Raw genomic sequence first — 5645 nt, 5'->3', positions numbered from 1 at the left:
CGCCGCACTCCCCGGCCGGGCCTGCCCCCTTCCGGGGTCGGCTCAGGCCTCGTTCATGCGCCGACGCAGGTCGTCGCGCTTCTCGCGGCGCCCGGCGTCGACCTCGGCGATGTCGGAGTTGATCTGCGCGCGCAGCCGGCTGAACAACACCATCGACAGCGGCAGTGCGATCACCACTGCGAGGATCGCCGCGACCAGGACCGGGATCTGCACCCCGGCGAGGGCGCCGAGCCCGATGATCACCAGGGTCAGCGCCAGCACCAACAGCAGCCGGACGATCGTGTAGAAGACCATGTTCCGGGCCAGGCGGGCACCGGGCGAGCTCCCCTTCGGGGTGGTGGCCGGCAGGGTCGACCCGTCCGTGGGGTGTGTTGATTCGTCTCGCTCGCTCATGGTCCCCAGGATACGTATCGTGGTGGAAAGGAGGTTCGAGTGATCTGGCTCTTCGCACTCATCGGGGTGGTGACAGTGGCGATCCTGCTGTGGCGGGCCTTCGGGCCGGGCTCACGGCCGGCACCCCCGCGCGTCATCGCTCCCGACGACGATCCGGAATTCCTACGGGAACTGGACCGTCGTAAACCGCTGGACCCCTGACGCCCCAGGGGCGCGGGCGGGTCGACGACTCACCGGTCGCGCGGACCGCGTGAAGCGCCTCGTTCAGCTGCGCGCCAGCAGGCGGACGATGGAGTCCACTGCGTCGCTGATCTGTGCGCCCGTGCGGTCGAACACCTCGGGCTCCCGCCCGATCGGGTCCTCCACATCGAGCGCTGGATCGTCAGTGTTGATGTTCAGCCGCGCGCGGGACAGTCCTGCCAGCGTGACGGACTCGTCCGAGTCGGCCAGCCGCGCGGCCTCGAGGAGCGTGTAGGTCTTCTTCCACAGCAGGGGCGCGAGCTCCTGGACGGCGTCGCGGTGTGCGCGGGTCGCGGTGAGGACGAGGTCCTTCCCGGCGAGCAGGTTGGTGGTGAGCAGCCGGGACGCGAACCCGTCGCCCTCACCGCCGTAGCCCTGCAGCACCCGCAGGGTCTCGCGGTGGATCTCCGCTCCGTTGGCGGCGCGGGTCCCGGCGGAGTCGACCGTCACGTCGAGTCCGGCCGCGGCGGTGCGTGCGGCCAGCAGCCGCTCGGCCAGCGGGGAGCGACACATGTTGCCTGTACAGACCGTCATCACGGAAAGCGCCATGCGTCGATCTTAGTCGGCGGCGAGGTCGCCTCTCCTCTCCTGGCGCCTGCGTCCGCTCGACCACGCCCGGCTCAGCGGCCCACCACAGCCGCGCGCGACCATGGCGTCTCGCTCCGCCCGGCGGGCAGGCGAGACGCCATGGACAGGAGCGTCGATGCCCGTAGCGTACATCCCCCAGAGCACGACGCCATCGCCAGGGGCGGATGCGCCACTGCCGTAGGAGCGAGACGCCATCGCCGGGAGCAAGACGCCATCGGCGGGAGCGGACGCGCAACGGCCGCACGAGCAAGACGCCATCGCGAGAAGCGAGACGCCATCGGCGGGAGCGGCTACCCGCGGGCGCGGGGTGGAGTCACGCGAGCCACGACCCCGCGGCAGCGGCCGCGCGCGACGCTACGGCTCACTCACCGCGCCACTGCGGCGTGCGCTTCTCGAGGAACGCGCTCATCCCCTCCTGCGCGTCGCACGTGACGGCGTTGGTGGCCATCGTCTCGGCCATCTCGCGGTAGGCCTCGTCCTGCGGCAGGTCGATCTGCCGGTAGAAGGCCTGCTTGCCGATCTCCAGCGTCAGCGGGCTCGCGTCGGCGATCTGCGTGGCGAGCTCGTCCACGCGGGCGCGCAGCCGGTCGGCGGGAACCGACTCGTTGATCAGCCCCCATTCGACGGCGGTGGTCGCGTCGATCGTCTCGCCGGTCAGCAGCATCTGCATGGCGCGCTTGCGGCCGATGTTCCGAGAGACCGCCACCATGGGCGTCGAGCAGAACAGGCCGATCTTCACGCCGGGGGTGCCGAAGCGGGCGGTGTCGACGGCGACTGCCAGGTCGCAGGTCGCGACGAGCTGGCAGCCGGCCGCCACCGCGTGTCCCTGGACCTCGGCGATCACGGGCTGGCGGATGGCCTGGATGCTCTCCATGAGGTCGACGCAGACCGAGAAGACCTCACGCTCCTGCTCGAGAGTGCGCTCGACCATCTCGCTGATCTCGTGCCCGGCCGAGAGCGCCGGCCCGGAACCGGTGAGCACGACGACCCGGCAGTCGGGATCGTCGCCGAGTGCGCGGATCGCCGCGGTGGCCTCCCGCATCATCTGCAGGGACAGCGGATTGCGGCGCTCGGGTCGGTTGAGCGTGACGCGGGCGATCGGGCCGGCATCTTCGACGAGAACGTACGGGGTGCTCACTGGGGGCCTCCGTGAGGGCTGAGGGGTACCTCCCCCGGTTCTACCGTCCGATCGGCGCGCGCGGGCCGGGACCGGGCGAGGACGCCCCCGAGGGCGCGATCCTGCCGGGCCCTGAGAGATCAGGCCGTCGGCCGGGCCCGCCTGATCGACCCACGACGATCAGTTGGCGGCGGCGCGGTGCTGCCCGTCGCACCACTGCTCGGCGGGCACGGCCGCCTTGACCTGGTCGACGTGCTCGCCGCAGCCCTCCCAGGTGGTCTTGCCGCAGACGGGGCAGGTGACGGGGTAGCACATGGGGATCTCCTCGATCGTCGGATGGATATCGGCCGACCGCTCCGACCGCGCCGTCAGCGCACGGTCCGCCGGAGCACGGCTCGACGGTGCACAGGCCGACAGTGCGAGAGTGCCGGTGCGCCGGTCGGCGGGGGGCAGACCGCCGAGGGTAGATCAGGCCTCGTCGGGGCGCCACTCGGCGTCGACACGGGGGGTGGCCTCCCGCAGCCGCTCGACGTGCCTCCGGCAGGCGTCCCACTGCGGCAGTCGCCCGGCGGCGGCCACGTCGAGCAGGCTCGGCGCGTCGCGGTCGCGGTCGCTCATGACGTGCTCGATCGCGGTGCCGTCGAGCGCCATCTGCGGCCAGTCGATCGCGATCTTCGGATCGAAGGCGTCGATGACGTGCTCGGCACCGGGCCGCCAGCCCTCCGAGCAGAAGTACATCACGGTGGACTGCGGTTCGAGGGCCAGGAATCCGTGGGCGACGCCCTCGGGGATGTAGACGGCCCGCTGCTCGACGGAGTCGAGCAGGACGCCGGCCCATTCGCCGAAGGTCGGCGAGCCCACGCGGACGTCCACGACGACGTCGAAGACGGTGCCGGACGGGCACAGCACGTACTTCGCCTGCCCGGGTGGTACCTCGGCGTAGTGCAGGCCGCGCAGGACGCCCTCTCCGGAGACGGACACGTTGACCTGCGCGAGGTCGAACCGGTGCCCGGTCATCTCGCGGAAGGCGGGGTCGGTGAAGGCCTCGTGGAAGACCCCGCGGTCGTCCGAGATCTGGCGCGGGGTGATCTCCCACGCCCCCGTCACACTGAGCTCGCGCAGCTGCACGCCCGTCCCGCCTCTCCCTCGTCGTTCCTGACCCGTCGCCGGGCCCCGCCCACCGTCCCCGGGCCTCGCCCACCATCGCGGGCCCCGCCCGCCGTCGCGGGTACCGCCCGACGTGGGCGCCCGCCCCGGGGCGCCGACCACCCTAGCCGCGCATCGCGTCGACGATCTGCCCGGCCGTCCACTCGCCTATGAGCAGGCAGCTCATCGCGTCGTCGTGGACGGAGGCGTCCTCGCGCCACCCGGTGACGACGAACTGGAAGACATAGGTGGCCTCGTCGTCGCTCCATCCCACGATCAGGCTCGAGGTGGCCATCTCACCCGGCTCGGCGGTGTAGGTACCGCGCAGGTAGCGGTAGATGCTGCTGACGGCGCCGGCGGACTCGTCGCCCTCACCGGCGACCTGCTCGACCGGCGTCCAGTCGGCGAGTGCGTCGGCGGTGGCGACGATCATCTCGACCGCCTGCTCGGTGTCCATCGCGGGGGCGACGCGGGCGCAGGTCGCCACGGCGTTGGGCGAGAAGCCGTCGCGGTGGGCGCCCGGGTCCACGTAGATCACCGCGGACGGCTCGGGCGATTCGATGCGCTGCCACGGCGGGCTGTCCACCCAGGTCAGCGGCTGGGCGGCGACGGCCATGGGCGGGCTCGCCTCGAGGGCGCGACCGGTGGAGGCGCAGTACTCCTGGATCGAGGTCATGTGCGGGCCGCCTCAGCCCTGCAGCCCGGCGCCGACGATGTGGGCGCCGCCGTCCACGACGAGCGTCTGGCCGGTGATCCAGTGGGCGTCGTCGGACAGCAGGAACGCGACGGGGCCGGCGATGTCGTCGGGCACGCCGAGTCGGCCGGTGGGCAGGGCGGCGCCCATCGCCTCCTCGCGGCCCTCGTACAGGGCCTCGGCGAACCGGGTCTTGACCACGCCCGGTGCCACGGCGTTCACGCGCACCGACGGGCCGACCTCCACGGCGAGCTCCTGGGTGAGGCGCATGACGAGCGCTTTGGTGGCGCCGTACCAGCCGATCCCGGGCGACGGGGCGAGGCCGGCGATGGAGGCGATGTTGACCACCGCGCCGCCGCGCTCGCCGAGTCCGGAGTGGTAGACCTTCTGCGTCCAGGACAGGGTGCCGAGGGCGTTGATCTCGGTGATCTTGCGGGCCGCGGCGAGGTCGATGTCGACGGTGCGGCCGTAGACCGGATTGATCCCGGTGTTGTTGACCAGCAGATCGATCGGCCCGAACGTCTGCTCGGCACGGGCCACGACCTCGCGCTGGTGCTCCTCGTCGTCGCTCTTCCCTGCCACGGCGAGCACCCGGTCGGACGCACCGAGCTCGGCGACGGCGGCGTCGAGCCCCTCCTGCCCGCGGGCGGTGATGACCACGGACGCCCCCTCGGCGAGGAGTCGCCGGGCGATGCCCAGGCCGATCCCCCGGCTGGCGCCGGTCACGAGGGCGGTGCGTCCGGCGAAGCGGTCGGGCACGACGGGGCCGGTGCGGGGGGCGGGAAGGGGGGTGGCGGTCACGGCCGTCTCCTCGGGGTCGGAAAGCGTGTGGCGTGCGCCGCCCAGCCTAGATGCAAGCGGTGTGTCGGTCGTTCATGGGATTTCCTCAGCGATCCCTCCGTCTTTTCTTCTCTGGCGCGCGGCTGGGCGCTAGAGTCTGCGACAGGTCCCATCCGGCCGCCCCCCTCAGGCGGCGTCACTACCCCGGGGTGTGTGCATGTCACCACTAGTTCCACGCGGTACGGCGGACTCGCCGGTGTGCTCGATCCTCGACATCCCCGGCCCCCGCTGGTTCCAGTCGAGCGACCCCATCTGGCGGGTCCACGGCGACGCGTCCACGCCGATCGGCATCACGACCGGCCTGCTCATGCTGTCCGCCGATCCCGCGTACGCCTCGGTCATGGTGGCGTGCGGTGCGGACGAGAACCCGTGGACGATGGACGACTACCTGCACGACCTGGTGGAGATCTCGACGTTCGGCACCGTCGACGACGCGATGGTGACGATCGAGCACGCGCACCGCGACCGCAGCTCGTTCAACGGCACCACGGAGCACGGGGACTACTACTACGGTTCCGACCCGGCGTTGGTGGAGTGGGCGCAGGCCGCCCTGGCGTGGGCACTGCTCGCGGCGTTCCAGCGGTTCTCGGGTCGGCCGCTCACCCCGGCCGAGTCGGACCGGTACGT

At 71.9% G+C, this 5645-nt stretch carries 9 protein-coding genes; 2 read left to right on the top strand and 7 right to left on the bottom strand.

The genetic code is table 11. The annotated features are described in order from the left end of the window. Positions 1-42 precede the first annotated feature (42 nt). On the bottom strand, positions 43-393 hold the full coding sequence (locus tag G6030_RS06110) for a DUF4229 domain-containing protein (protein WP_182642511.1): 351 nt from the start codon (positions 391-393) through the stop codon (positions 43-45). Positions 394-432: 39 nt separating this feature from the next. Here G6030_RS06110 and G6030_RS06105 point away from each other — a divergent pair, with 39 nt between their 5' ends. Further along, on the top strand, positions 433-594 hold the full coding sequence (locus G6030_RS06105) for a hypothetical protein (RefSeq protein WP_007632330.1): 162 nt from the start codon (positions 433-435) through the stop codon (positions 592-594). 63 nt (positions 595-657) lie between these two features. Here the strand turns inward: G6030_RS06105 and G6030_RS06100 are convergent, their stop codons facing one another. The 6 genes from G6030_RS06100 to G6030_RS06080 form a co-directional block, all read right to left on the bottom strand. Continuing rightward, positions 658-1182: a protein-tyrosine-phosphatase gene (locus G6030_RS06100; protein ID WP_182642510.1), complete on the bottom strand. Its 525-nt coding sequence runs from the start codon at positions 1180-1182 to the stop codon at positions 658-660. A gap of 400 nt (positions 1183-1582) precedes the next feature. Continuing rightward, the gene (locus G6030_RS06095; protein WP_182642509.1) at positions 1583-2359 is read right to left on the bottom strand and encodes an enoyl-CoA hydratase; all 777 of its coding nucleotides are present in this window, start codon (positions 2357-2359) and stop codon (positions 1583-1585) included. 159 nt (positions 2360-2518) lie between these two features. Further along, complete coding sequence (locus tag G6030_RS16720) at positions 2519-2653, bottom strand: hypothetical protein (RefSeq protein ID WP_007632323.1); 135 nt, start codon at positions 2651-2653, stop codon at positions 2519-2521. A 153-nt stretch (positions 2654-2806) separates the two neighbouring features. Continuing rightward, a complete protein-coding gene (gene rfbC / locus G6030_RS06090; RefSeq protein ID WP_007632322.1) occupies positions 2807-3466 on the bottom strand; it encodes a dTDP-4-dehydrorhamnose 3,5-epimerase in 660 nt (219 codons plus the stop codon). Between the two features lie 142 nt (positions 3467-3608). Next, a complete protein-coding gene (locus G6030_RS06085; RefSeq protein WP_007632372.1) occupies positions 3609-4160 on the bottom strand; it encodes an LpqN/LpqT family lipoprotein in 552 nt (183 codons plus the stop codon). Between the two features lie 12 nt (positions 4161-4172). Further along, a complete protein-coding gene (locus tag G6030_RS06080) occupies positions 4173-4979 on the bottom strand; it encodes an SDR family oxidoreductase (RefSeq protein WP_007632380.1) in 807 nt (268 codons plus the stop codon). Positions 4980-5175: 196 nt separating this feature from the next. On the opposite strand from G6030_RS06080, the gene G6030_RS06075 reads away from it, so the two are divergent. Continuing rightward, positions 5176-5645, top strand: a 470-nt coding sequence (locus tag G6030_RS06075) for an oxygenase MpaB family protein (protein ID WP_187701577.1), incomplete at its 3' end; no start/stop codon positions are given.

Origin of the sequence: Dietzia sp. E1 (genome assembly GCF_014145015.1) — a bacterium.
Classification (GTDB): domain Bacteria; phylum Actinomycetota; class Actinomycetes; order Mycobacteriales; family Mycobacteriaceae; genus Dietzia; species Dietzia cinnamea_A.
The sequence above is the reverse complement of the archived record's forward strand: the minus strand, read 5'-3'. Positions and strand labels throughout refer to the sequence as shown.